This is a genomic window from Streptomyces sp. NPDC019396 (assembly GCF_040632375.1).
GTDB lineage: Bacteria > Actinomycetota > Actinomycetes > Streptomycetales > Streptomycetaceae > Streptomyces.
Genome location: NZ_JBEYBS010000077.1, coordinates 1 through 3260, shown reverse-complemented (window position 1 = coordinate 3260; position 3260 = coordinate 1). Strand labels below are relative to the sequence as shown.

The window sequence follows — 3260 nt, the reverse complement described above, 5'->3', positions numbered from 1 at the left end:
ATGTCGGCCATCTGGTCGGCCTCGTCCAGGACGGTGACCGCGACCTGGTCCAGCCGGCAGTCACCCCGGTCGATGAGGTCCTTCAGGCGACCCGGGGTGGCGACGACGACTTCGGCGCCGCTGCGCAGCGCGTTCGCCTGCCGGCCGATCGGCATACCGCCGACGACAGTGGCCAGGCGCAGCCTCACGGCGCGGGCGTACGGGGTGAGGGCTTCGGTGACCTGCTGCGCGAGCTCCCGGGTGGGGACAAGGACGAGCGCAACCGGTTGACGGGGCTCGGCGCGCTGGCCGGCGGTCCGGGCCAGCAGGGCCAGACCGAAGGCGAGGGTCTTGCCGGAACCGGTCCGGCCACGGCCCAGGACGTCACGGCCCGCCAACGAGTTCGGCAGCGTCGCCCCCTGGATCGGGAACGGCACGGACACGCCCTGCGCGGTGAGCGCCGCCAGCAGGGACTTCGGCATGTCGAGGTCGGCGAACGCCTCAACGGCGGGCAGCGCCGGAGTGACCGTCTTCGGCAGGGCGAACTCCCCCTGCGACGCGGCGGACTGCCGGCCCTGACCTCCCGAACGGCGGGGGGCGCCCGAACGACTCGGGGCGGACGACGAACCGAAGCGGCTGCCCCGGGCCGAACCGGCGGCGGAGCCGAAAGCGGGAGCGCCGGTCCGGCGGGTGCGGGAAGAACGGCTGTTCGTACGTGTGGGGTTCATGCAGAACCTTCCTTGATACGGCACGCATCGAGGAATTCCCACAGCGTAAGCAACGCGGGGAATCACAGGCACGGACCGAATGAAATGCGAAAGCGAACGTGGCGCACGGGAATCCGTGTCTACGCAGGCGAAAAGGGGATGCGCGCGGAAGTGAATCCGGGACATCGACGGGGGCGGCTCCGAAGAGGAGACCGCGTCCCTCGACATGGTGTTCCGGCAGGAGAAATCACTGCGGAAGCACATGCAGCTGGGGCCCGCACCCCGAGGGATGCGGGCCCCAGCTGCAAGATACGCGTCAGCGTCAGACGGTGACGATGTTCTCGGCCGTCGGGCCCTTCTGGCCCTGCGCGATGTCGAAGGTGACCTTCTGGCCCTCCTGGAGCTCGCGGAAGCCCTGGGCGGCGATGTTCGAGAAGTGGGCGAACACGTCAGCGCCGCCACCGTCCTGCTCGATGAAGCCGAAACCCTTTTCCGCGTTGAACCACTTCACGGTGCCAGTAGCCATGTCATATCTCCTTAGGGCAGTACACCGGCGTCCGTACCGTACGGGCGCCGTGTCGCCGCGATGATGCCCCTCCGGAAAAATGACCGGCAATACGAAAACGCCACCAGCGGCTGAAAATACCGACGAAGGCGCTTGAATTCTTGGGAACCACAACTGCAACTGAGATCGACAGTAGCATGATGCGGCAGGCCCCCGCACCGTAAATGATTCCGCCTGCTGATTGCGGTAAAAACACTCCCCGCGTGGCGCGTCAAACCCTCATCTCACGGCCGTAGATATTTACCCACCCGGAGTGCAGCGTGTTCCAGGAAGAGCGGTCGTCGCGGACCAAAGGACACTCGGCTTGATCGGTCGAACGGCAACCGGGCGGGCGTTCCCTCCCCTTCACCTTGTGTTCCGCGGGCCGGCTCCACACGCGACAGCCAAGGCGTACGAGCACGGGTGGGAGATCCGGGAGGACATTGCCGGGTTCTCCCTGCTCAAGCGCCCGCTGCGCGATCCGGGTGCGGTCAGGAGTAGGGGGCCTTTGGTGTCACCTGCCCGGGAGGCTGGTCGTTCGCTGCGGTGGGGTGCCTCAGCCCGTCCAGGTGGGGGCCGCGGGGGTTTCGAGGGTCCGGTCCTACTTTGGCAAGCATAGATTTCCCTGTGCGGTGTCGCGAGGTAATCGACGCACTGGAGTGGCGTACAACGAACGCTGCCGCCACACGGCCTCACCCGCCGAGGCGCGGCCGGCAGGATGAAAACAGCCCAGGGCTGCGGCCGTCCGCTTCGTCGCCCCCGCAGCCGTCGCCGAAATCATCATGAAAATCGCTCCATCAGCCCTGCCCGCGGCAAAAGCCGGTGAACCACTCCTAAGCAGAGCACGGGTCGAGCGCAGGCCAGGTTGGCCCCCGGCCCTCCTTGAGCTTGAGCAAGGCCGGCTACGCGGCGGGTACCCGGGAGAGACTCTTCCCCGGACACCCGCCGTCATTTGGGTTATTCAGATGACCCGCTCAGCCTTCAGGAACGACACGGTGACCGCGTCCTCATCAGGTCGCCAGACACGCCAGTCACCAGAGGACAAACCCACGAAGCCGGCGAGCCTTGAGGGAGTTGCCCAGAGCGCGGCCGAGGCGGCGAGAGCACCAGTCACGGCCAGCGGACAGACACCAACGCCTGGCACCTTCCCAACCACTGGTTGCCGGGCCCTGCTCAGGCTCTGGGGTCAGACGACGCGGATGTTCTCCGCTTGGGGACCCTTTTGGCCTTGCGTGAGGTCGTACTCCACCTGTTGGCCCTCCCGCAGTTCGCGGAAGCCCTGACTGACGATGTTGGAGTGGTGGGCGAAGACGTCCGGGCCACCATCCCTCTGCTCGATGAAGCCGAAGCCCTTGTCCGCCTTGAACCACTTCACAGTGCCCTTGGCCATCGCTGTCTCCTTGGATTCGGGCCCGCGCGGTGCGGGCCCGTAGGGTAATCGCCCTGGCCCGGCGAGGGCCGGACGCAAAGCACCCGCGGCTAACGTGCCCGTGGGGAAGACAACCTCAGAACCGCGACCAGTCTGGGGGGCACGCCAATCCCTCTGCCGAGGCACCGCCACATCGTGACACGACCTGTGGCCGCGTTGTTCAGTACTGCTCGGTCTCCACGAAGCCCGTGCTCGCACGACCGTCTGCGCCAAATGCGCCAGCCGCGGCGACGGGATCGAATGCGAGCGGGCTGTCCTTGAGGGCCAGGCCCATGCCGGCCAGCTTCGCCTTGACCTCGTCGATCGACTTCGCACCGAAGTTGCGGACGTCGAGCAGGTCCGCCTCGGAACGGGCGACGAGCTCACCCACCGAGTGGACGCCCTCGCGCTTGAGGCAGTTGTAGGAGCGGACCGTGAGCTCGAGCTCCTCGATCGGCAGCGCCATGTCAGAGGCAAGAGCGGCGTCCGTCGGCGTCGGGCCCATGTCGATGCCCTCGGCATCGATATTGAGCTCACGGGCCAGACCGAACAGCTCGACCAGGGTCTTGCCGGCCGACGCCATGGCGTCACGCGGACGCATGGCCTGCTTGGTCTCGACATC

The 3260-nt window shown here is 66.9% G+C and carries 4 protein-coding genes; all 4 read right to left on the bottom strand.

Features of this window, described 5'->3' with window-relative positions; translation table 11 throughout:
• A partial coding sequence (locus ABZ532_RS31415; RefSeq protein WP_361291370.1) for a DEAD/DEAH box helicase occupies nt 1–707 on the bottom strand: 707 nt, incomplete at its 3' end.
• A 301-nt stretch (nt 708–1008) separates the two neighbouring features.
• Complete coding sequence (locus tag ABZ532_RS31410; RefSeq protein ID WP_190224490.1) at nt 1009–1212, bottom strand: cold-shock protein; 204 nt, start codon at nt 1210–1212, stop codon at nt 1009–1011.
• A 1204-nt stretch (nt 1213–2416) separates the two neighbouring features.
• The gene (locus ABZ532_RS31405) at nt 2417–2620 is read right to left on the bottom strand and encodes a cold-shock protein (RefSeq protein WP_361291366.1); all 204 of its coding nucleotides are present in this window, start codon (nt 2618–2620) and stop codon (nt 2417–2419) included.
• A gap of 199 nt (nt 2621–2819) precedes the next feature.
• Nucleotides 2820–3260 (bottom strand): DNA-directed RNA polymerase subunit alpha C-terminal domain-containing protein (locus ABZ532_RS31400; protein WP_361291363.1); only part of this gene is annotated, 441 nt, incomplete at its 5' end.